Annotated in this window: 20 protein-coding genes and 1 riboswitch; of the genes, 10 read left to right on the top strand and 10 right to left on the bottom strand. The window is 61.5% G+C overall.

Features of this window, described 5'->3' with window-relative positions:
* The first annotated feature begins 63 nt into the window (after positions 1–63).
* The 3 genes from ACM530_RS23295 (at position 64) to ACM530_RS23285 (ending at position 3,925) form a co-directional block, all read left to right on the top strand.
* On the top strand, positions 64–930 hold the full coding sequence (locus ACM530_RS23295; protein WP_416363263.1) for an EamA family transporter: 867 nt from the start codon (positions 64–66) through the stop codon (positions 928–930).
* 555 nt (positions 931–1,485) lie between these two features.
* Positions 1,486–3,294 (top strand): monovalent cation:proton antiporter-2 (CPA2) family protein, encoded by a 1,809-nt coding sequence (locus ACM530_RS23290; RefSeq protein ID WP_145166083.1) that lies wholly within the window; start codon positions 1,486–1,488, stop codon positions 3,292–3,294.
* Between the two features lie 73 nt (positions 3,295–3,367).
* Complete coding sequence (locus ACM530_RS23285) at positions 3,368–3,925, top strand: hypothetical protein (RefSeq protein WP_262208992.1); 558 nt, start codon at positions 3,368–3,370, stop codon at positions 3,923–3,925.
* Between the two features lie 751 nt (positions 3,926–4,676).
* Here the strand turns inward: ACM530_RS23285 and ACM530_RS23280 are convergent.
* The 3 genes from ACM530_RS23280 to ACM530_RS23270 are packed head-to-tail and all read right to left on the bottom strand — an operon-like array spanning position 4,677 to position 6,764.
* Positions 4,677–5,396: an alpha/beta hydrolase gene (locus ACM530_RS23280; RefSeq protein WP_242198486.1), complete on the bottom strand. Its 720-nt coding sequence runs from the start codon at positions 5,394–5,396 to the stop codon at positions 4,677–4,679.
* 12 nt (positions 5,397–5,408) lie between these two features.
* Positions 5,409–6,164: a precorrin-6A synthase (deacetylating) gene (cobF, locus tag ACM530_RS23275; protein WP_242198489.1), complete on the bottom strand. Its 756-nt coding sequence runs from the start codon at positions 6,162–6,164 to the stop codon at positions 5,409–5,411.
* Positions 6,165–6,209: 45 nt separating this feature from the next.
* Positions 6,210–6,764, bottom strand: coding sequence for a histidine phosphatase family protein (locus ACM530_RS23270; protein ID WP_416365116.1), 555 nt, complete (start codon positions 6,762–6,764; stop codon positions 6,210–6,212).
* 38 nt (positions 6,765–6,802) lie between these two features.
* Positions 6,803–6,927, top strand: a riboswitch (cobalamin riboswitch).
* 34 nt (positions 6,928–6,961) lie between these two features.
* Here ACM530_RS23270 and ACM530_RS23265 point away from each other — a divergent pair.
* Together ACM530_RS23265 and ACM530_RS23260 are read left to right on the top strand one after the other, a co-directional pair.
* A complete protein-coding gene (locus ACM530_RS23265; RefSeq protein ID WP_145164912.1) occupies positions 6,962–7,174 on the top strand; it encodes a CbtB domain-containing protein in 213 nt (70 codons plus the stop codon).
* Positions 7,175–7,193: 19 nt separating this feature from the next.
* Positions 7,194–7,922 (top strand): CbtA family protein, encoded by a 729-nt coding sequence (locus ACM530_RS23260; protein WP_416363262.1) that lies wholly within the window; start codon positions 7,194–7,196, stop codon positions 7,920–7,922.
* On the opposite strand, the gene ACM530_RS23255 is transcribed toward ACM530_RS23260, so the two are convergent.
* Complete coding sequence (locus ACM530_RS23255) at positions 7,912–8,472, bottom strand: DUF4865 family protein (RefSeq protein WP_242198491.1); 561 nt, start codon at positions 8,470–8,472, stop codon at positions 7,912–7,914. The two genes, ACM530_RS23260 and ACM530_RS23255, sit on opposite strands and share 11 nt — an antisense overlap.
* Before the next feature lie 93 nt (positions 8,473–8,565).
* Here ACM530_RS23255 and ACM530_RS23250 point away from each other — a divergent pair, with 93 nt between their 5' ends.
* The gene (locus ACM530_RS23250; protein WP_416363261.1) at positions 8,566–9,432 is read left to right on the top strand and encodes a LysR family transcriptional regulator; all 867 of its coding nucleotides are present in this window, start codon (positions 8,566–8,568) and stop codon (positions 9,430–9,432) included.
* Positions 9,433–9,547: 115 nt separating this feature from the next.
* On the opposite strand, the gene ACM530_RS23245 is transcribed toward ACM530_RS23250, so the two are convergent.
* From ACM530_RS23245 to ACM530_RS23235, 3 genes are read right to left on the bottom strand one after another with little or no spacing between them, the layout of a single operon-like run.
* Positions 9,548–10,876, bottom strand: a complete 1,329-nt coding sequence (locus ACM530_RS23245; RefSeq protein ID WP_416363260.1) for an MFS transporter — start codon at positions 10,874–10,876, stop codon at positions 9,548–9,550.
* Positions 10,877–10,919: 43 nt separating this feature from the next.
* Positions 10,920–12,455 carry a class I adenylate-forming enzyme family protein gene (locus ACM530_RS23240; RefSeq protein WP_416363259.1) on the bottom strand — a complete coding sequence of 512 codons (1,536 nt, stop codon included), beginning with the start codon at positions 12,453–12,455 and terminating at the stop codon, positions 10,920–10,922.
* Between the two features lie 3 nt (positions 12,456–12,458).
* Positions 12,459–13,637, bottom strand: coding sequence for an acetyl-CoA acetyltransferase (locus ACM530_RS23235; protein WP_416363258.1), 1,179 nt, complete (start codon positions 13,635–13,637; stop codon positions 12,459–12,461).
* 128 nt (positions 13,638–13,765) lie between these two features.
* Between ACM530_RS23235 and ACM530_RS23230 the strand changes: the two genes are divergently transcribed.
* Together ACM530_RS23230 and mntP are read left to right on the top strand one after the other, a co-directional pair.
* A complete protein-coding gene (locus ACM530_RS23230) occupies positions 13,766–14,353 on the top strand; it encodes a LuxR C-terminal-related transcriptional regulator (protein ID WP_119736077.1) in 588 nt (195 codons plus the stop codon).
* Positions 14,354–14,802: 449 nt separating this feature from the next.
* A complete protein-coding gene (gene mntP, locus ACM530_RS23225; protein WP_145164895.1) occupies positions 14,803–15,366 on the top strand; it encodes a manganese efflux pump MntP in 564 nt (187 codons plus the stop codon).
* A 124-nt stretch (positions 15,367–15,490) separates the two neighbouring features.
* On the opposite strand, the gene ACM530_RS23220 is transcribed toward mntP, so the two are convergent.
* The gene (locus ACM530_RS23220) at positions 15,491–16,555 is read right to left on the bottom strand and encodes an NAD(P)-dependent alcohol dehydrogenase (protein WP_242198500.1); all 1,065 of its coding nucleotides are present in this window, start codon (positions 16,553–16,555) and stop codon (positions 15,491–15,493) included.
* 147 nt (positions 16,556–16,702) lie between these two features.
* Here ACM530_RS23220 and ACM530_RS23215 point away from each other — a divergent pair, with 147 nt between their 5' ends.
* Both ACM530_RS23215 and ACM530_RS23210 read left to right on the top strand, forming a co-directional pair.
* Positions 16,703–17,521, top strand: a complete 819-nt coding sequence (locus ACM530_RS23215) for an alpha/beta fold hydrolase (RefSeq protein ID WP_145164891.1) — start codon at positions 16,703–16,705, stop codon at positions 17,519–17,521.
* A gap of 143 nt (positions 17,522–17,664) precedes the next feature.
* The gene (locus tag ACM530_RS23210; RefSeq protein ID WP_242198502.1) at positions 17,665–18,663 is read left to right on the top strand and encodes an NAD(P)H-quinone oxidoreductase; all 999 of its coding nucleotides are present in this window, start codon (positions 17,665–17,667) and stop codon (positions 18,661–18,663) included.
* A 163-nt stretch (positions 18,664–18,826) separates the two neighbouring features.
* On the opposite strand, the gene ACM530_RS23205 is transcribed toward ACM530_RS23210, so the two are convergent.
* Positions 18,827–19,948 carry an alkene reductase gene (locus ACM530_RS23205; RefSeq protein ID WP_145164887.1) on the bottom strand — a complete coding sequence of 374 codons (1,122 nt, stop codon included), beginning with the start codon at positions 19,946–19,948 and terminating at the stop codon, positions 18,827–18,829.
* Between the two features lie 78 nt (positions 19,949–20,026).
* Positions 20,027–20,704, bottom strand: coding sequence for a type 1 glutamine amidotransferase domain-containing protein (locus tag ACM530_RS23200; protein WP_145164885.1), 678 nt, complete (start codon positions 20,702–20,704; stop codon positions 20,027–20,029).
* Positions 20,705–20,709 lie beyond the last annotated feature (5 nt).

Raw genomic sequence — 20,709 nt, 5'->3', positions numbered from 1 at the left:
GCGGGCCATCGCCCTGCGCCCTAGCATTCACGCCTTTGAAGAAATCTGCTCAAAGGAACGTCCATGCAGAAGAAACACTTGGCGCTTGCCCTGTTGGTCACCTTGGTCTGGGGGCTGAATTTTCCCATTACCAAACTGGGCCTGCGCTCAATCGACCCCTTTGCCCTCACCGGCATCCGCTTTGCCCTGGCCGCCCTGCCGCTGGTGTTCATTATCAAGCGGCCGGTCGTCCCATTCCGCTACGTGGCCGCTTACGGCGTGATCTTCGGGCTGGGCATGTGGGGCGTGATCAACTACGGCATCCATATCGGCGTCAGCCCGGGGATCGCCTCGCTGATCATTCAACTCAGCGTGTTTTTCACGCTCGGCTGGGGCTACCTGCTGTTCAAGGAAAAAATCCGTGCTGCACAGTGGGTCGGCGCTTTTCTCGCGTTGATTGGCCTGGCGGGAATCATCGCCAGCCAGACCGGCGAGCACGCGGTACTCGGGGTTTTGTTCATTGTGTTCAGTGCCCTGGCATGGAGTATCGGCAACGTCATCATCAAGGCATCAGGGGTGAAGGAAATCTTTTCGTTCATGGTATGGGCCAGCCTGTTCCCGCCGATCCCACTGTTCCTGATGGCGTGGTGGCTGCACGGCAACGCCGCCTTCGCTCACCTGCCCGAGCGCCTTGACCTGACCGTCGTGTTGTCGATCCTGTTTCAGGTTTACCTGGCGACACACTTTGCCTACTGGGGTTGGAATTCCCTGCTCAAGGTCTACCCCGTATCGACCGTGGCGCCGCTGTCGCTGTTGATTCCGGTATTTGGCATTGCCAGTTCAGTGCTGATGCTGGACGAGCACGTATCCCTACCCAACCTGATCGCGATCGCTTTGATTATTGTCGGCTTGGCAGTCGGGCTTTACCGCAAGCCTCCAAGGCGATGCTGATATCCGGGAACCTTGCGCAGCTCGTGCAGCGGCATTTGTTGCAGATGCTGGCGGAACAGGCGCTTATTTCCAGATAGCCCCCCCCCTCGTGGCGAGCGGGCTTGCCCCGCGTTGGGTTGCGAAGCAGCCCCATCAAGGAAAATGCGGTGTGTCAGGCGTACCGCAGCGTTTGGCTTTGGGGCTGCTGCGCAACCCAGCGCGGGGCAAGCCCGCTCGCCACAAAGAGCGTGCAGCAGCAAGTCTTCTGTCCACGTCCAACTCCTTCGTGGTCCAAGCCTTCATCCATGAATGCGCAGAAGCCCAACGCTATTGACCCACACGCATCGAATTCGAAATACCTGACCGTGGTGACAACTGATTTAGTTTGTCGAAACGGCAGTAGACCTACAGAAAAGTCATTGAATTAAATGGTATTAATACTTTCGTAAGCCCCCGGTAAGAACGGGACTACAGCCAACACCCATTGCCTGTCGCGTCAAAAATACAAGTTTCAAAATGTAAAAAAGCGCTCTAATGGCGCCCTGTTGATTGGCTTTAAAGATCCTGGAGTTCGCAATGCCCCATGAAGGCAACCTGTTACAAGCAGCCGTGGTGTTCCTGCTCGCCGCCGTGCTGACCGTGCCGTTGGCCAAGCGTCTGCAACTGGGCGCAGTGCTGGGTTATCTGTTCGCGGGGGTGATCATCGGCCCCTCTGTGCTGGGCCTGATCGGCAACCCGCAAAGCGTGGCGCAGTTCTCTGAATTGGGCGTGGTGTTGCTGCTGTTCATCATCGGTCTGGAGCTGTCGCCCAAGCGTTTATGGGTGATGCGCAAGGCGGTGTTCGGCGTGGGCCTGGCCCAAGTGTTGCTGACCGGGCTGGTGATGGCGGTGGTGGCGTTGTGGCTATTTGGCCAAGCCTGGAACAGTGCGATTGTGCTGGGCCTGGGCCTGGCGCTTTCCTCCACCGCGTTTGGGCTGCAAAGCCTGGCCGAACGCAAAGAGCTGAATCAGCCGCACGGGCGCCTGGCGTTTGCGATTCTGTTGTTCCAGGACATCGCCGCGATCCCACTGATCGCGATGGTGCCGCTGCTGGCCGGCAGTGATCACCCCACCACCGAAGCCCAGGGCTTGCAACACGTGTTGCAGATACTCGGCAGCATCGCGGTGGTGATCATCGGCGGACGCTACCTGCTGCGTCCGGTGTTTCGCATTGTCGCCAAGACCGGCCTGCGCGAGGTGTCCACCGCCACCGCGCTGCTGGTGGTGATCGGCACGGCCTGGTTGATGGAGCTGGTGGGCGTGTCGATGGCCCTCGGCGCCTTCCTCGCCGGGCTGCTGCTGGCGGACTCCGAATACCGCCACGAACTCGAAGCGCAGATCGAACCGTTCAAAGGCCTGTTGCTCGGCCTGTTTTTCATCAGTGTGGGCATGGGCGCCAACCTCAGCCTGCTGCTCAGTTCGCCGCTGGTGGTGATCGGCCTGACGCTGCTGTTGATCGGCTTGAAGCTGCCGCTGCTGTATGCGGTGGGCCGGATGGTCGGCGACCTCAATCGCGAGAGCGCGCTGCGCCTGGGCGTGGTGCTGGCCGCCGGCGGTGAGTTTGCCTTTGTGGTGTTCAAGATCGGGCGCGACCAGGGCCTGTTCGAACCGCACCTCTACGATGTGCTGGTGCTGACCATCACGCTGTCCATGGCCGTGACGCCGCTGCTGCTGTTGGTGTGCCCAAAGCTGTTCAAGCCCAAGGTCAAGCCGGTGGAAGTGCCGGAGGAATACCGCGCCATCGAAAGCGATGCGCCGCGTGTGGTGATTGCCGGCATGGGCCGTATGGGCCAGATCGTGGCGCGGATTCTGCGTGCGCAAAACATCTCGTTTATCGCCCTCGACACCTCGGTGGAAACCATCGAACTGACCCGCAGTTTCGGCGGTATGCCGGTGTTCTACGGCGACCCGCAGCGCCCGGAAATCCTGCACGCGGCCAAGGTCGATCAGGCCGAGTTCTTCGTGATTGCCATGGACGACCCGGAGATCAACATCAAGACCGCCGAACTGGTGCGCAACCTCTACCCGCACATGAAAATCATCGCCCGTGCACGTAACCGCCAACACGTCCACCGCCTGGTCGACCTGGACGCGTCACCGGTGCGCGAGACGTTTTACTCCAGCCTGGAAATGAGCCGCCGCACCCTGGTGGGTCTCGGTTTGAGCCAGGCCCAGGCCGATGCGCGCATCACCCGTTTCAAAAACCACGACCTGCAGGTGCTCGCTGCGCAACACGCGGTATATGACGATGCCGCCAAGGTCATGCAAACCGCCCAGGAAGCGCGTACGGAACTGGCGCGGCTGTTTGAGATGGACCGGCTTGAGGAAGAGTCCGACAAAGTGTGAGGACAGGGATGAACGATCTGGCGAGTTTTCTGACAGAATACGCCGCAATTTCGTTCATCCACTGGAGCGCTTCATGGCCACTTTCACCAAGACCGCCGTGCTGCTGGCCCTGGCGCTTACCGCCGGCGGCGTGTTTGCAGCAACCAAGCCAACCGCGACACAAACCATCTCGACGTTGGGCGGCAAGTTCACCTTCAACTTGCCCAAGGCTTACGTCGCCGACACGCTGCCGACCGGCAAGGTTGAGGACGGGACCGCCGACACCCAAGGCACGCTGTACGCCAACTCGACCACGAAAAGTGTGGTGATCGTGGCTGAAACGGTGCGCAACGATGGGGCCACAATTAAAGACAATGACGCGCAGTTTCTGGATGGCGCCGTGGCTGATTTCGTCAAGGACCAGAGCGCTGCCCTGCCTGATTTCAAGAAGCAGAACGAGAAGAAACTGACCTTCAAAGGTCTTGGCCTGCGTCAGGTCGACAGCACGGCCACCCAGGGTGGCGGCAAGACTTTGAACTCGACATTCCTGGGTGGCTCGGGCAATCACTTGCTGGTGATTCAGGCGATTTCGCGGGCGGATGATGTGAAGGGGCATGCGGAGTTGGTGAAGCAGATTACTGGGGGTAAGTAGTCTGGTTTTGCGGGTGATGGGGGACTGGGTACATATCCGTTGTGGGGGTGATGGCTGATAGCGGTTCCGCTCTTACAGCGGGTCACTTTTGAAAAGCGCAAAAGTAACCAAAACGCTCTTGCCCCACCACTCGGCACCTCGCCTAGGCTCGGTGTGCCCTCACGCAGGCATTACTCCGCGGGCCGCCGCGACGGGCCGTCCCTGCCCCGTCGCGGCTAAACCGGCGTCCTGCCGGTTTACCCGCTCCGTACTACCTGCGTTCGGCCAGCGTGGTTTAACGGGGCGCTGAGATCAAGATCAAAAGCACGGCGGCCTAGTAGCCGACCTGAGTGGTTAGATCAAAAGCGGAAGCGAGGCGGCCTGACAGCCGACCTGATTCTGGAAGCTGAACTCAATCAACTGTGGGAGCTGGCTTGCCTGCGATAGCATCAACTGGGTGTCACTGATAGACCGAGGTGCCTGCATCGCAGGCAAGCCAGCTCCCACAGAAAAGCAATGCAGTGCGGTGCTGGCAGATGCACTCGCTCCCACAGTTGGATCTCTGTGCATTAGATAGATGGGTGTCGTGTGTACTCGGTCAAAGGTGGGAGCTGGCTTGCCTGCGATGGCATCGACTGGGGATGTCTGATGTACCGAGGCACCCGCATCGCGGGCAAGCTAACTCCCACAGAAAAGCCACTAGTGCAGCAACGGACAGGCACTCAAGCTACCAAACGAAAAATAACCATCGCAGCAACATTCACCCGCTAGTTCACTTCAGGCTTTTCTCCAGCCAGGCCTTAAGGTCCTGCACTTCGGTCTCACTGACGGTATGCGGCATGCCCGGATACCCGTGAAACTCCGGCGTCAACCCAAGGCCCACCAGTACCTCGTTCGCCCGGGTCGCCGAGGCATACGGCAGTGCCTGGTCGAGAGTGCCGTGGCCGATAAAGATCGCCAATTTGCCCAATGATTCGCTGGGCTTAAGCTCAGCCTTGAGCACCGGCAATACACTGCCACTCAAGGCCGCGATGCCGCGCACCAATGCGGGCTTTCGCAGGCCCACCTCGTACGACATGATCGCGCCCTGGCTGAACCCCACCAGAAACACCCGATCGCTTTGCGTGTGGTATTTAGCAGTGGCCTTGCCCACAAAGTCTTCGATCAGCGCGGCGCTGCGTTGCAGGTCGGCGGTTTCGCCATTGTAGTCGCCGTCACCCGGTGTCTTGGTAAACCAGCGATAACCCTGTGGGTCCACGGGCATCGGCGCACGTGCCGACAGGTAGGTCCAGGTGGACGGCAGCGCGTCCTTGATGCCAAACAGGTCTTCCTCGTTGCTGCCAAAACCGTGCAGGAAAATCACCAACGGCTGATTGCGCGCATCGCTCTGGGTCTGTTCCAGATAAGACAGGGGCAAATCGGTGTGCAGCGTGGAGTCGGCGTGGGCGGCGCTGGCCATCAGGGTCAGTGCCAGGGCAAACAGTTTGAGCATGGGAAAGTGACCTCAGGGTTTGCGCAACAAGTAAGTGTCCATGATCCAGCCATTTTCCAGGCGCGCCGCCTTGCGCACCTGTTGGATTTGCTCAGCCACTTCGCTGACTTTGCCGCTGATGAGGATTTCGTCCGGCGTGCCCAGGTAGGCCCCCCAGTAGATGTCCATGTCCTGATCGGCCACGCTGCGGTAGGAATCTTCGGCGTCGAGCATGACCACCAAAGTGTCCGCATCACTCGCCTGCCCCGCCGCCAACCGGCGCCCGGTGGTGATCTCGATGGAGCGACCGATGCGGTTCAGCGGCACTTTGTGCTGGGCCGCCAGGGCTTGCACGCTGGTGATGCCGGGGATCACTTCGAACTCGAATACGCTGCGGCCACTGGCCAGGATCGCCTGCAGGATGCGGATGGTGCTGTCGTACAGCGCAGGGTCGCCCCAGGCCAGGAACGCGCCCACTTCACCGTCAGCCATCTGCTCATTGATCATGTGCTCGAAGGTCTGCTGCTTGTCGCGGTTCAGGTCCTGCACGGCGGTGGTGTAGTCGATATCGCCGCGCACGCGCTCGGGGCAGTCGGCCTCGACGAAACGGTAACCAGGCTCGGTGATGTAGGTTTCGCAAATCTCGCGGCGCAGGTCGATCAGCTTGTCTTTGCTCTGGCCCTTGTCCATCAGGAAAAACACGTCGGTGCGGTTCAGCGCTTTGACGGCCTGCATCGTGATGTAGTCAGGGTTGCCGGCGCCAATGCCGATGATCAGGATGCGTTTCATGGGTTGCTCTCATTGCGGGGCGTGGATTTTGCCATGTTCACGCGCTCAGGCGTGAGTTTCCAGACGCAGGCGCCACACCTTGTTAAAGCGCAGTTCGGTGGCGGACAGCGGCTCGACATCAATCAGGTAGAACATCGAGACAGGGAACTGCAACACGTACAGCATCGCGGCGCGAATCACAAACGGGTGGGTGATAGCCACCACATGCCCGGGTTGGGTTTCGAGACTTTTCATCCAGTCAGCGACGCGCACGCAAATCTGCTCCACCGACTCACCGCCGTGAGGCGCGCTGGCGCTGTTGGTCAGCCAGTCACTCAATGCATGGCTGTCGAGCTGGGCGATGGCCTGGCCTTTCCAGGCGCCGAAATCACCGTCGCGCAACGCGTCTTCGACCTGCGCGTTATCGCCGAACAAGCCGGCGGTTTGCCGGGTTCTGGCCTCGGGCCCACATACCAGTCGCGGGCTTTTCTTGAAACGACCCGCCAGGGACAAGGCCGCGGGTTGCCATTGCATCGCTACCGATTCGTCATCGGGAAACCGCCCCTGTTTTTGCAACGGCGTGGCGGCATGGCATATCAAGGTCAACCGGGTGGCCTGCATCACAATTCACTCTGTTTCGACGCGCAGTCGGCGTAGACTGGCAAAGTTGTTTCAACATGTTACAACGAACATGAAAGAGGAAGCCGGTTCGAATCCGGCGCGGTCGCGCCACTGTATTCGGCCTTTTAGCCGTAAGCCAGACCCTGTTTCAGCCCAATCGCAATCCATTTCGGGACGCGTCATCCCTGGAGGTTTTCATGGCTAACACTGCTGCAACGAATCCTGATGTGCATTTACCCACCCTGCCCTTGGGCGACATTCTGCCTTGGGCGATCTTCGGCGGCCTGTTGTTGCTGCTGGCGCTCTATTTTGTCGGCGCAGAGCAAGGCGCCACCGCGGTGTTCAAAGGCATGTATGTGCATGAGTTTGTGCACGACGGCCGCCACCTGCTGGGTTTCCCCTGCCATTAATCGATAAGCGAGACACGACATGACAGGGCATTTACTCCTGCGCGGGATGCTGGTGGGCTTGCTCGCCGGCGTGCTGGCTTTCGGCTTCGCCAAGACCTTTGGTGAACCGCAGATCGACAAGGCCATCGCCTTTGAAGACCACATGGCACAGATGCACGGCGATGCGCCGGAAGAGGAGCTGGTGAGCCGCGAGGTGCAAAGCACCTTCGGCCTGTTCACCGGCGTGGTGGTGTACAGCGTGTCACTGGGCGGCCTCTTCGCCCTGGTGTTCGCTTACGCCCTGGGGCGCATCGGCAAGGTCGGCCCGCGTGGCCTGGCGGCGCTGCTGGCACTGGCGGCATTTGTGGCAATTACCCTGGTGCCAGGGCTCAAGTACCCGGCCAACCCGCCCTCGGTGGGCGACCCCGAAACCATCGCGCAGCGCACCAAGTTGTTTTTCCTGATGCTGCTGGTGTCAGTGGCGGCCGCGGTGATTGCGATCAACGCCGCGCGCAAGCTGATTGCCCGCCGTGGCATCTGGGCCGGGGCGATCCTGGGTGTGGCGTTGTACATCGTGATTGTGTCGGTGGCCGGCAGCCTGTTCCCGGTGATCAACGAAGTGCCGGAGGCGTTTTCGGCCGCGCTGCTGTGGAAATTCCGCGTAGCGTCGCTGGGTATCCAACTGGTGCTGTGGACCACCCTAGGCCTGGTGTTTGGCGCGGTGGCCGAGCGCAAGCTCAGCCAGCCAAAAGCGCGTTTCAACCCTTGAACTGAACCCCGGGACGGGCCAGGTACAACACCTCATAGCCCGTTCCGGGATGCGCCGCATCCAGCGCCTTGCTTGACAAGGTGATGCGCACCAGCCGCCACGCCTGCACATCCAGCGCCAGGCATACTGCAAACGTGTCACCGCTGTCAGCCAACTGCTGATTGCGCCGTTTTTCCTCGGCGACGATCCCCGCCCGATCCGCCCCCGGCACCAGCGGCCACTCCTCTCGGTACAGGCTCAACGCGTGCTGCGCGGGCCCACGCTGCACATCCAGCGGCAACCAGCTTTCGATGTGCGGACGGCCAAAGCTGTCGAGCACCTTTTGAAAACGCTCGCCGAGTAGAAAGTCGGCGGCCTGCAACGGGTCGGCCCACAGGTACACCGACGCATACACATTGCCCGGCGCCTGCCCACGGGTCTGCGCGATAAACGCCTTGAACAGCAGCCCTTGCGTGTCATCCCACAACGGCCCCAATTGCGCGGCGCGCCGGCGTATCACGTCCATGTCGTAGTCGGCAGGCAGGCGGTGTGAATACTGTTTGGCAAACATGGCAAAGCTCCTGTGCAAGATGTGGACAGAGCTTGCGCACTGGCAATGATTTCAACAAGATATGACCGAATATAAGTGCGATAAGGATTGGATATGACTGACGCGCTCAAACCCCTCGACATCGACACCGTGCACGCCTTTGTGCTGGTGGCTGATTTCGCCAGCTTCACCCGCGCCGCCGAGGCGCTCGACACCTCCCAGGCCGCCATCAGCCTGAAGCTCAAGCGCCTGGAAGAACGCCTCGGTTATCGCCTGTTGGTACGCACGCCTCGCCATGTGCAGCTGTCGCCCCAGGGCGAGCGCTTCATCGTGGCCGCGCGTGCCCTGCTCAATGCCCATGAGCGGGCGCTGGCTGACCTGGGCGCCCACGCGCCTCGGCGTTTGGTGATTGGTATCAGCGACCACGTGGCCGGGCCGGACTTGCCCACCTGGCTCAGCCGACTCGCGGCCTACGACCCGCTGGTGATTCTTGAGGTGCGCATCGCCTCGTCCCGCGACCTGGTGGCCGCGTTTGATCGCCATGAACTGGACGCGGTGATCGTGCGCAACGAAGGCGATCGCCAGGACGGCGAAGTGCTGGCCGTGGAACGCTTTGGCTGGTTCGCGGCGCCACACTGGCAACACAGCCCCGGCGCACCGCTGCGCATGGCGACCATGGCCGCGCCCTGTGGCGTTCGGCACCTGGCGGTGAGGGCATTGGAGGCCGCGCGTATCGACTGGACCGAAGTGTTTGTCGGCGGTGGCGTGATGGCAGTAGGCGCGGCAGTGAGCGCCGGATTGGGGGTCGCCGCCCTCGCCCACCGCGTGGCCCCGGCCGGGGCGGTGGACGTGAGCGAGCAATACGGCCTGCCCGCATTACCCGTCAGTGAAGTGCTGCTGTATAGCCGGATCAGTGATGCGCGCTCGCGCGAAACGTTGCGCGCGTTGAGTGCAACGTTTCGTGGCGTGCTGCAGCGCTGAGTGTCAGGCTTTTTGGGGTAACGCTGTTGAGCAGTTCACTCATGGTCAGGTCTTTCTTGTTGATCAATGATGAGACCTGAAACAGCGTAGCCGGGTTTGCGAAAACCGCAGTCGATCAGGCGGCTGGGGCCAACACGGCCCCCGCCGGCGCCACCATCGGGCTGCCACTGGCGACGAAATCTTCCTTGCGCAGCACCACCAGTGCGATCAACGACACCACACCGGTTGCCACGTAGAAATACCAGGGTGAAGTGATGTCGCCCGTCACCTTGATCAGCCAGGTGGAGATCAGCGGCGCGCTGCCGCCAAACACTGCGACCGGGACGTTGTACGCCACGGCAATCCCGGTGGAGCGAATGCGCGTGGGCAGCAGCTCGCTCATCAGCGCATAGGTCGAGGAGGCATACAGCCCGAACAGGATCGCCACCGCCATCAATGGCGCGAAGAACGACGCGGCAGTGGCGGTTGGCGCCGACTTGAACAGCCAGAACATCGCCAGCGTGGCCAGGGTGCCGATCACCATCAGAAACGGCTTACGTCCGTATTTATCGGTGAACGCGCCGCCAAACGGCATCACGAACGCAGCCGAGAAACTCGCGACGAACACATAGAGCAGCGTGGTGCCGCTGTCGAACTTGAGGATCTTGGCCATGTAGGTCGAGGCGAAGGTCAGCACCAGGTAAAAGATCGAGCTGTGCAAGGTGATGATGAAAAACACCAGGGCAATCGCGCGCTTCCACTGCCAGACTTCGCGCAGCGGTGCACGGGAAGTCTGCCCGGCGCGCTGCAAGGCGAGAAATTCCGGGCTGTCTTCCAGCTTGAGGCGGATGTACATGGAGATAAAACCCAACGGTGCGGCGATCAGGAACGGCACGCGCCAGGCCCATTCCTGCATCACCTCGGCGCCCAGGACCCAGGTCATGCCATTGGCCACAGCGCCGCCCAGCAGCAGGCCGAGCACGGCGGTGACCATCAGCCAGCACGTGGCAAAACCGCGTCGGCCGGGGCCGGCGTATTCGGAGATAAAGCTGGTCACTGTGCCGATCTCGCCGCCCGCCGAGAAACCCTGCACGCAGCGCACCAGAATCAGCAGCATCGGCGCAGCAATGCCAAGCGTTGCATAAGTGGGCAACAGGCCGAGCATGACGGTGGAGCCGGTCATCATCACCAGCGCCATGATCAGGGTTTTGCGGCGGCCGATCTTGTCCGCCAGCGGACCGAAGAACAGCCCGCCCAGAGGCCGGATGAAAAAGCTTAGGGCAAACGCCGCGAAGCTGGCCAACAGGCTGGTGGTGGGGTCATCGGAGACGAAAAAGGCCTGGCCGATGTACACGGCGAGAAAGCCGTAGACGCCGTAGTCGTACCACTCGATCAAGTGACCGGAAGTGGCACCGAGAAACGCACGGCGCCGCTTGCGGACCGTGTCTTGCGCTTGATTGCCCATCAAAGGGACTCCTTGTCTGATGTTCTGTCCATGAAAAACGGGTCTAGGAAAGCGCGGCGATACTCGCTGCTTTCAGCCACTGCCGCAAGTCAGTCTTGAGGATTTTGCCGTAACTGTTCTTTGGCAATTCGCCGGGAAACAGGTACTTCCTGGGTTTCTTGAACGAGGCCATGCGCTGTAAAAACCAGGCCGTCAGCTCGGCTTCATCGAGCGGTTGCCCGCTGCGCGTCACCACAAACGCCACCACCGATTCGCCCCATTGCGCATCCGGCTCTCCCACGACGCACACCTCGAACACCTCGGGATGTTGCGCCAGCACTTCCTCGACTTCACGCGGGTACACGTTGCTGCCGCCGCTGATGATCACGTCCTTGGAACGGTCCGTCAGGGTCAGGTAACCCGCCGCGTCGAGAAAGCCGACGTCACCGGTCAACAGCCAGCCCTCGACCAGGGTCTGACGCGATGCCTCGGGGTTGCGCCAGTAGCCTTGCATCACCGTGGCACCGCGCACGGCGATTTCGCCGCGCTCGCCCGTCGGCACCGGCTGGTGCTGTGGGTCGAAAATGCGGATTTCAACACAGGATTGCGCATGGCCGACGGAGGCGGCCAATGTGGCCCAGTCTGCGCGTTGGCGGTCGGCGATCAGCGCGCGAGGCAGCACGCTGATGGTCATCGGGCTCTCGCCCTGGCCGTAGATCTGCACCAGCCGCGGGCCGAAGGTGTCGACGGCCTCACACAGATCGGCCAGGTACATCGGGCCGCCACCGTAAACGATGGTTTTGATGCCTTCGCCGCGATAGCCCTGGCGCCGCGCCTGTTCGACCATGCGCTTGACCATGGTCGGCGCCGCAAACAGTGAAACATTGCCCAGCTCGGCCGCCAGGCCAAACAGCTCGGCGGCGTCGAAACCGTGGGAAGCCGGCACCACATGCCGCGCGCCGCAGCGCACATGAATGAAGTTGTAGAGCCCGGCGCCATGGGACATTGGCGCGGCATACAGCACTGCGTCATCGGCGCTGACCGGATCCACGTCTGTGGGGTAACACAACGACATCGCCATCAGGTTGCCGTGGGACAGCATCACGCCCTTGGAGCGCCCGGTGGTGCCGGAGGTGTAAAACAGCCAGGCAAGATCCTGGTCCTGGCGGGGCTCCGGCTGCGCCAGGGTCGGCCAGCCACGCGTCGGCGGCAGCGTGTGGCCGTCCAGTTCCTTGCAGTGCTGAGGCAAGTCGCGCGACGCCGAAAATACCCGGCCGCCGTCGGTAAAGATCAGGCGCGCCTGGGCGTTATCGGCGATCCACGCGGCCTCAGCCGGGTGCAATTTGGCGTTGATCGGCACAGCCACTGCGCCCAGCCACCAGATGGCGTAGAGCACTTCCAGGTAGTCGCAGCTGTTCTTCATCAGCACGGCGACCGCATCACCGGCGACCACGCCGTGCTGGTCCACCAAGTGCGCGGCGCGCTGGCGAACATGCGCAGCAAAGGTCGCGTAGTCGGCCACTTGCCGCGTGCCTTCGAACAATGCCGGTCGCTGCGGGTCGCGGCGCTGGGTGTCGTGCAACCAGTTGGCAATGTTCATGGGTCAGTACCGGCGCGCGTGCAGGACCGAGGCGTAGTTGGCCACTGCCATGCCGCCCATGTTGAACACCAGGCCAAACTCCGGGTTGGGCACCGCCAGGCCAATCGGTTCGCCGGTCAATTGGCGGAACGCCAAGGCGTGCATCGACACGCCGGTGGCACCCACCGGATGCCCCTTGGCCTTGAGCCCACCCGAGAGGTTCACCGGCAGCCGCCCGCCGGCGCGCACCACGCCACTGTCGAGCACGCGATGGCCCTCGCCCTTGGGCGCCAGGCCCATGGCTTCGTAGATCAGCAGTTCGGCGATGGTGAAGCAGTCGTGCACCTCGGCGAAACTCAGGTCGGCCAGGGTGATATTCGCCCCGCGCAGCGCCGAGTGGATGGCCCGTTGCGGGCCTTCAAACGCCAGGATGTCGCGCTGGGCAATGGGCAAGCAGTCGTTGACCTGGGTCATCGCACGAATCTGCACATCTCGACGAAACGCGCGCGCTCGCTTGGGTGAGGCCAGGATGATCGCGGCGGCGCCGTCGCTGATCAACGAGCAATCAGTCAGGCGCAGGGATTCGGCCACAAACGGGTTGCTCTTGGACACGTTGTTGCAGTGTTCGAAATCCATCACCCGGTGCATTTGCGCCAGCGGGTTGGCCATGGCATTGGTGTGGTTCTTGGTGGCGATGGCGGCCATCGAGCCCAGCGGGCAGTGGTAGCGCTCGGTGTATTGGCGCGCCGCACGGCCGAACAACTGCGGGAAACTCAAGCCGGCTTCGGCCGGGTCGTTCTGATAACCGGCGCCGGCCAGGGCCTGGGTGACCTCGGCGGTGGACGTGTGGGTCATCTTCTCGGCGCCGACCACCAGCACCAGGTCGGCGCTGCCGGAGAGGATCGCGTTGATCCCAGCCTGAATCGCGGCCGAGCCCGACGCACAGGCGTTTTCACACCGCGTGGCGGGTTTGAAGCGCAAGCCCGGGTCGGCCTGCAACAACAAGGAGCTGGCAAACCCGTCAGGCACCAACCCCGAGTTGAAGTGCCCCAGGAACAACGCATCGATTTGCGACGCATCAATGGCCGCATCGGCCAGGGCTTCGCGGGTAACCTGCACGATCAGGTCTTCAAGGGTGGTGCCTTCCAGGCGACCAAAACGCGAATGACCGGCGGCAACAATGGAGACGCAATCAGCTGGCATAATCAATTTCTTCTATTTTTGATGCGGACATTTACCTACAATGACGCACCGCTGAGCGCTCGCCAATTCGTGTAACTACTTACATGGATAAGTAGCCCGGTGAGAAAAGCAACGAGGCAGGATGCCCAATGAACGCGTTTACCCAGCAACTTCAAGATATCGAACGCCTGGCGTTCCAGCTCTCCCCGGCCCCGCAACTGGTCACGCGCAACCGCGTGATGGTCGATTGCAATGAGGCCTTCCTGCAGTTGTTCGGCTATTCGCGCGACGAATTGGTCAACCAACTGACCCTGCTGATCTACCCGTCCCAGGCCGATTATCACGCCATCGGCAAGCGTAGCCACGACTGGCTGCTGGAGAGCGAGAACGGCTTCTACTCCGATGAACGCTTCATGCAGCACAAAAGCGGCGAGGTGTTCTGGGCCAAGTCCCACGGCTACACCCTCACGCCCAGAGACCCGTTCAAGCTGATGATCTGGCACTTCGAGCGCCTGGACCGCACGCACCAGGGCACCGGCGACCTGACGCCACGGGAGCGGGAAATCGCCATGCACATCGTCAACGGTCTTAAATCCAAGGAAATCGCCCAGCGCCTGGCGATCTCTCACCGTACGGTGGAAGTGCACAGGGCACGGCTGATGAAGAAACTTGAGGTGAAAAACATCGTGGAGCTGGTGTCAAAAATGATTTTCGTCGGCGGGCGCGCCTGGTTATAGCCAACCATTACAAACCCCGGTCCCACGCTAGCTACGCTGAGAGTGCTCAAAAGGAGCTTTCCCACGCAGTTACGTTTAAAGAACTAATGATATGGCGCACTCCGATCGTTCTTCGCCCGCTACCCAACCTCGCAAGACTCCGTCGCCCTCGCCGCCCAGCGCGTCGGCATGGTGATCCACGGCGCCGACGTCGGCCAGAGCGTATGGAGCGCCGCCCACCGGTATTTGAAGGGCGTTAACGGAATTTTCATATTTGGCTGTCTATGATGCGCCCCTTCGTTGGGGAGTAACCGGCTTCTGACCCGCTCAGAAGCGTTCGTATCAACATATTCGGCAACCTGCCGTGGTACGAACACCGTTGAGGTTGGTGAGACCAGCGACACATCCATGCCTAAAGTCGGGCGTGTGGTTGTGTCGTTGACTCATACAGCCCGACTGGAAGCCTCACCGTGAACCCCATTTCCCTGATTTTTCTCGCCCTGGCCATGTCCACGGACGCCTTTGCGGCGGCCATCGGCAAAGGCTCCAGCCTGCACAAACCGCGTCTGATCGAAGCACTGCGCGCCGGCCTGATCTTTGGTGTGATCGAAGCCATCACGCCGATGATCGGCTGGGCCATCGGCCATGCAGCCACGCGTTGGGTGGAGGACTGGGATCACTGGATCGCCTTTACCCTGCTGGTCGCACTGGGCTTGCACATGATCTACAACGGGCTCAAGGCGGACGATGAGGAGGCGGAAAAGCCGACCCAGCATTCCTTCATGATCCTGGCCATTACCGCCTTTGCGACCAGCATTGATGCGATGGCCGTCGGCGTGGGCCTGGCCTTTATCGATGTGAATATTCTGGTGGCGTCGGCAGCCATCGGCCTGGCGACCATGACCATGGTAACCATCGGCATGATGCTCGGTCGGGTGCTGGGCACGGTGGTGGGCAAGCGCGCCGAAATGGTCGGCGGCGTGGTGTTGATGCTGGTGGGTGCGACGATTCTCTACGAGCACTTGTCGGCTTAACGGCTCGCACTGAACAAATGTGGGAGCGGGCTTGCCCGCGAAGGCGATGGATCAGTCGATGACTCTGTTGACTGTCAATGCGCTTTCGCGAGCAAGCTCGCTCCCACCGTAGGCCTGCCGCGTTTCAAGCCGCGTGACTTTCCTTCTTCAAGCTCTCCATATCAATCACGAAGCGATACTTCACATCGCCCTTGAGCATCCGCTCGTACGCCTCGTTGATGCCCTGGATGTCGATCATCTCGATGTCCGAGACAATCTTGTGCTTGGCGCAGAAGTCCAGCATGTCCTGGGTTTCCTGGATGCCACCAATCAACGAACCGGCCAGGCTGCGGCGTTTGAAGATCAGGTTGAACACCGTCGGCGACGGATGCGGGCTGTCGGGTGCGCCGACCAGCGTCATGGTGCCATCGCGCTTGAGCAGATTGAGAAACGCATCGAGGTCGTGCGGCGCGGCAACGGTGTTGAGGATGAAGTCCAGGCTGTTGACGACCTTGGCCATCTCGTCCGGGTTCTTTGACACCACCACTTGGTCGGCCCCCAGGCGCAGGCCGTCTTCGCGCTTGTTCGGCGAGGTGGTGAACAGCGTGACATGCGCGCCCATGGCATGCGCGATCTTCACCGCCATATGCCCTAGCCCGCCGAGGCCGACGACCCCGACTTTTTTGCCGGGCCCCACCTTCCAGTGGTGCAGCGGCGAGTAAGTGGTAATGCCCGCGCACAGCAGCGGCGCCACGGCCGCCAGGTTCGAATCGTGGGAGATGCGCAGCACGAACTTCTCCTTGACCACGATATTGTCCGAGTAGCCGCCAAAGGTGTTTTCGCCGCCGAACACCGGGCCATTGTAGGTGCCGGTAAAGCCGTTCTCGCAGTATTGCTCCTCGCCCTCGGCGCAGGATGCGCAGTGCTGGCAACTGTCGACCATACAACCGACACCGGCCAGGTCACCGACCTTGAATTTTTTCACGTTGGCACCGACGGCCGTGACGCGGCCGACGATTTCATGGCCGGGCACCGACGGGTACAAGGTGTTGTGCCATTCGTTACGCGCGGTGTGCAGGTCGGAGTGGCACACGCCGCAATAGAGAATATCGATCTGGACGTCGTCCGACCCCGGCGCGCGGCGCTCGAAGGTAAAAGGCTTGAGTGCATCCTTGGAATCCCGAGCGGCGTAGCTGTAAGTCTTGGCCATTTGGTTCACCTGTTGAACTGACGGTAGAGGTCAGTGGACCAATGCAGACGCGCAAGCGTTCAACCGAGCACATCCGTACAAGCCCCTGGGCCGGTTTAACGCGATAGTGAGACTGAGCTTTTGCCCCCTGACCCCAAGGAGTTTTCCATGAGCACATTCGTTGCCAAAGACGGTACCCAGATTTATTTCAAGGATTGGGGCAGCGGTAAGCCCGTGCTGTTCAGCCACGGTTGGCCACTGGATGCCGACATGTGGGAATACCAGATGGAATACCTGAGCAGCCGTGGCTTTCGCACCATCGCCTTCGACCGCCGGGGCTTTGGCCGCTCGGACCAACCGTGGACCGGTAACGACTACGACACTTTCGCCGACGATATCGCCCAACTGATCGAACACCTGGACCTCAAGGAGGTGACCCTGGTGGGCTTCTCGATGGGCGGCGGCGATGTGGCGCGCTACATCGCTCGCCACGGCAACTCGCGTTTGGCCGGCCTCGTGCTGCTGGGCGCCGTCACGCCGATCTTCGGCCAAAAACCGGATTACCCGCAGGGCGTGCCTACCGCGGTGTTTGATGGCATCAAGGCCGGGCTGCTGAAGGATCGCGCGCAATTTATCAGCGACTTCAATGCCTCGTTCTATGGCATCAACAAGGGCCAGAAAGTCTCCCAGGGCGTGCTGACGCAGACCTTGCAGGTCGCGCTGCTGGCGTCGCTTAAATCGACCGTGGATTGTGTCACCGTATTCTCCGAGACCGACTTCCGCCCGGACATGGCCAAGATCGAGGTGCCCACCCTGGTGATCCACGGTGACGGCGACCAGGTCGTACCGTTCGAAACCACCGGTAAAGTCGCGGCCGAGATGATCAAGGGCGCACAGCTGAAGGTGTACAAGGATGCGCCGCACGGTTTTGCCGCCACCCACACCCAGCAGCTGAACGAAGACTTGTTGGCGTTCCTCAATCGCTGAAGCGAGTGAATCACCCTCTCCTTATTTTGCCGGGCTTGCCCGGCTTTTTTTCGACACGCGCTGACCCTGGGTATGATGCGGCTGAACCGGCGACTGCCCGACGCGGTCCCAACTCATACGCTCATCGTTGCAGGTAATCGCACATGTCACTGCCAAAAGAAATGACCCTGATCGAAATCACCGCCCCTGGCGGCCCCGAGGTCCTGCAACCGCGCCGGGCCGATGTGCCGGTGGCAGGGCCCGGTGAAATCCTGATTCGCGTGCACGCGGCCGGCGTCAACCGCCCGGATGCGTTGCAGCGCGCCGGCAAGTACCCGATGAAACCTGGCATGAGCCCCATTCCAGGCTTGGAAGTGGCGGGTGAAGTGGTTGCATTGGGCGAGGGTGTCAGCGAGTACGCGCTGGGTGACAAGGTGTGTGCCCTGACTAACGGCGGTGGGTATGCACAATTTTGCGCGGTGCCTGCCAGCCAGGCCTTGCCGATTCCGGATGGCATGGACTGGATTCAAGCCGCCGCCGTGCCGGAAACCTTCTTCACCGTCTGGGCCAACCTGTTTGGCCTGGGTGATGCTCATACTGGCCAGAGCGTGCTGATCCACGGCGGCACCAGCGGCATCGGTACCACCGCGTTGATGCTGTGCCGCGAATACGGTATCCAGGCGTTCGCCACCGCCGGCAGCGCCGACAAATGTGCGGCGATCGCCAAGCTGGGCGCCGAGCCGATCAACTACCGCGAGCAGGACTTCGCCGAGGTCATCGCGCAGAAGACCGACAACAAGGGCGTGAATGTGATCCTCGACATCATGGGCGCCTCGTACCTGAACAATAACCTCAAGTCCCTGGCCATGGACGGGCACCTGGTGATGCTGGGCTTCCTCGGCGGCGGCAAGGCCAATGACGTCGACCTGCTGACCATCCTCGGCAAGCGCGCCGTGATCACCGGCTCCTTGCTGCGCGCACGCACCAAGGACGAAAAGGCTGCCATTGCCGAACAGCTGCGCGAATACGTGTGGCCGGTACTGTCCGCCGGACGCTGCCTGCCGATGATCGACAAGGTGTACGAATACACCGACGCCGCCCAGGCCCATGCGCGGATGGAAGGCGGCGATCACATTGGCAAGATTGTGTTGCGCGTGGAATGACGCTCATCCGCCCTGCTGAAGATCAACGCTGGCAGTTGTAGAGCTCCAGCGAGGCTGCGATGGCGGCGGCACGGTCACCATGTTGTTGCCTGCCCCACCGCCTTCACCGCCGCGCCACTGCTCGACGGCCCCGACAACGGATCCGCGCCGGGGCATCGACTAGTTACTCGGCGAACGCCGGGTAATCGGTGTAGCCCTCTTCCGAGCCGCCGTACATGCCCTGCGCCCGCAACGGGTTCAGCGGCCAGCCGTTGAACAGTCGCTGCGGCAGGTCCGGGTTGGCAATGAACGGACGGCCGAAGGCAATCAAGTCTGCCAGCCCCGCCTCCACCAATTTTGCCCCGCGCTCAGCGGTGTAGCGACCGGCGTAGATGATGCGCCCGCTGAACGTGCTGCGCACCGCCTGACGGAAGGTTTCGGGCAGGTCGGGAGCGTTGTCCCAGTCAGCCTCGGCGATAGACACATAGGCAATGCCCGATGCCTCGAGCACCTTGATCGCTTCAATGTAGGTGTGATGCGGATCTTCCTCGACCAGGCCGATGTACACGCGGTCCTGATCCGTGCCGCTGAACAGCGGAGAAAAACGCACACCCAGGCGCTGCGGGCCGACCACGGCGGTCACGGCCTCAACGATCTCGCGCAGAAAGCGCAGGCGGTTGTGCAGCGAGCCACCGTATTCGTCGTCACGCTGGTTGGCGTGAGCCGAGATGAACTGGTTGACCAGGTAACCATTGGCGGCGTGGATTTCCACCCCATCAAAACCGGCATCCAATGCATTGCGCGCCGCCTGTGCGTAGTGCCCTACCAGTTCTTCAATTTCCAGCCTGCTCAACGCACGCGGCACGGGCGGCTGCATCAGCTCGCCGACGCCAGGCCCGGTTTCGATAAAGGCTTTTGCCTGCTCCGCCGCAATGGCCGACGGCGCGACCGGTGCGGCGCCCTCCGGTTGCAGCGCGTTATGGGACACGCGCCCCACATGCCACAGCTGGGCGAAGATCACGCCACCTTCGGCATGCACGGCGTCGGTGACTTTGCGCCAGCCGTCGATCTGCGCCGGGCTGTAGATACCCGGCGTCCAGGCGTAACCCTGGCCGCGCGGTTCGATCTGCGTGCCTTCGCTGACCATGAAACCGGCCGTGGCGCGCTGGCGGTAATACTCGGCCATCAGGTCGGTGGCGATATCGCCGGGTTGCGCGCTGCGTTGACGCGTCAGAGGCGGCAAGACAACACGGTTATTGAGCGTGTGATGGCCCAGTTTTACCGGGGTATTTAAATGATGAGTCATGTGAAATTTCCAAATTCAGGGCGAGCAAAAGCATTGGCGGCTCCAAGGAGCCGCCAATCAATAACGTGTGTGATTAATTCAGGCGGTGAGTGTGAGCAGGGCCTTGGCCACAGCACTGGAACTGGCAGGATTCTGCCCGGTCACCAGCAAGCCGTCTTCGAGCACAAAGGACTGCCAATCAGCGCCCTTTTCATAGTGGCCGCCGAGCGCCTTGAAATCATCTTCAATCAGGAACGGCACCACATCGGTCAGGCCAACCGCAGCTTCTTCAGCGTTGGAAAAACCGGTAACACGACGGCCCTTGACCAGCGGCTCGCCATTCACGGCCTTGACATGACGCAGAGCGCCCGGCGCATGGCAGACAAAACCGATCGGCTTGCCGGCACGCTCAAACGCTTCGATCAGTGCGATCGACGTTTGCGATTCGGCCAAGTCCCACAGCGGGCCATGGCCGCCTGGGTAGAACACGGTGTCGAAGTCGTCGGCGTTGACCGTGTCCAGCTTGACGGTGCTGGCCAGGGCCTGTTGGGCCGCCGGGTCGCCAGCAAAGCGACGGGTTTGCTCGGTCTGTGCATCCGGCTGATCGCTGACCGGGTCCAGCGGTGGCTGGCCGCCGGCCGGGGATGCCAGCACCAGTTCGGCACCCGCGTCTTTGAAGGTGTAATAGGGCGCCGCAAATTCTTCGAGCCAGAAGCCGGTTTTACGACCGGTATTGCCAAGCTGGTCGTGAGAGGTCAGTACCATTAATACTTTCATTTTCC

It is taken from the genome of Pseudomonas sp. NFX183 (genome assembly GCF_047943075.1).
Lineage (GTDB): Bacteria > Pseudomonadota > Gammaproteobacteria > Pseudomonadales > Pseudomonadaceae > Aquipseudomonas.
Note: the sequence above shows the minus strand (reverse complement) of the source record. Positions and strands in the feature narration are given on the sequence as shown.

Bases quoted from the DNA above. Each gene is read 5' to 3' on its own strand.
- ACM530_RS23295 (WP_416363263.1), top strand. From the start codon at position 64: ATGCAGAAGAAACACTTGGCGCTTGCCCTGTTGGTCACCTTGGTCTGG.
- ACM530_RS23290 (WP_145166083.1), top strand. From the start codon at position 1,486: ATGCCCCATGAAGGCAACCTGTTACAAGCAGCCGTGGTGTTCCTGCTC.
- ACM530_RS23285 (WP_262208992.1), top strand. From the start codon at position 3,368: ATGGCCACTTTCACCAAGACCGCCGTGCTGCTGGCCCTGGCGCTTACC.
- ACM530_RS23280 (WP_242198486.1), bottom strand. From the start codon at position 5,396: ATGCTCAAACTGTTTGCCCTGGCACTGACCCTGATGGCCAGCGCCGCC.
- cobF (WP_242198489.1), bottom strand. From the start codon at position 6,164: ATGAAACGCATCCTGATCATCGGCATTGGCGCCGGCAACCCTGACTAC.
- ACM530_RS23270 (WP_416365116.1), bottom strand. From the start codon at position 6,764: ATGCAGGCCACCCGGTTGACCTTGATATGCCATGCCGCCACGCCGTTG.
- ACM530_RS23265 (WP_145164912.1), top strand. From the start codon at position 6,962: ATGGCTAACACTGCTGCAACGAATCCTGATGTGCATTTACCCACCCTG.
- ACM530_RS23260 (WP_416363262.1), top strand. From the start codon at position 7,194: ATGACAGGGCATTTACTCCTGCGCGGGATGCTGGTGGGCTTGCTCGCC.
- ACM530_RS23255 (WP_242198491.1), bottom strand. From the start codon at position 8,472: ATGTTTGCCAAACAGTATTCACACCGCCTGCCTGCCGACTACGACATG.
- ACM530_RS23250 (WP_416363261.1), top strand. From the start codon at position 8,566: ATGACTGACGCGCTCAAACCCCTCGACATCGACACCGTGCACGCCTTT.
- ACM530_RS23245 (WP_416363260.1), bottom strand. From the start codon at position 10,876: ATGGGCAATCAAGCGCAAGACACGGTCCGCAAGCGGCGCCGTGCGTTT.
- ACM530_RS23240 (WP_416363259.1), bottom strand. From the start codon at position 12,455: ATGAACATTGCCAACTGGTTGCACGACACCCAGCGCCGCGACCCGCAG.
- ACM530_RS23235 (WP_416363258.1), bottom strand. From the start codon at position 13,637: ATGCCAGCTGATTGCGTCTCCATTGTTGCCGCCGGTCATTCGCGTTTT.
- ACM530_RS23230 (WP_119736077.1), top strand. From the start codon at position 13,766: ATGAACGCGTTTACCCAGCAACTTCAAGATATCGAACGCCTGGCGTTC.
- ACM530_RS23220 (WP_242198500.1), bottom strand. From the start codon at position 16,555: ATGGCCAAGACTTACAGCTACGCCGCTCGGGATTCCAAGGATGCACTC.
- ACM530_RS23215 (WP_145164891.1), top strand. From the start codon at position 16,703: ATGAGCACATTCGTTGCCAAAGACGGTACCCAGATTTATTTCAAGGAT.
- ACM530_RS23210 (WP_242198502.1), top strand. From the start codon at position 17,665: ATGTCACTGCCAAAAGAAATGACCCTGATCGAAATCACCGCCCCTGGC.
- ACM530_RS23205 (WP_145164887.1), bottom strand. From the start codon at position 19,948: ATGACTCATCATTTAAATACCCCGGTAAAACTGGGCCATCACACGCTC.
- ACM530_RS23200 (WP_145164885.1), bottom strand. From the start codon at position 20,704: ATGAAAGTATTAATGGTACTGACCTCTCACGACCAGCTTGGCAATACC.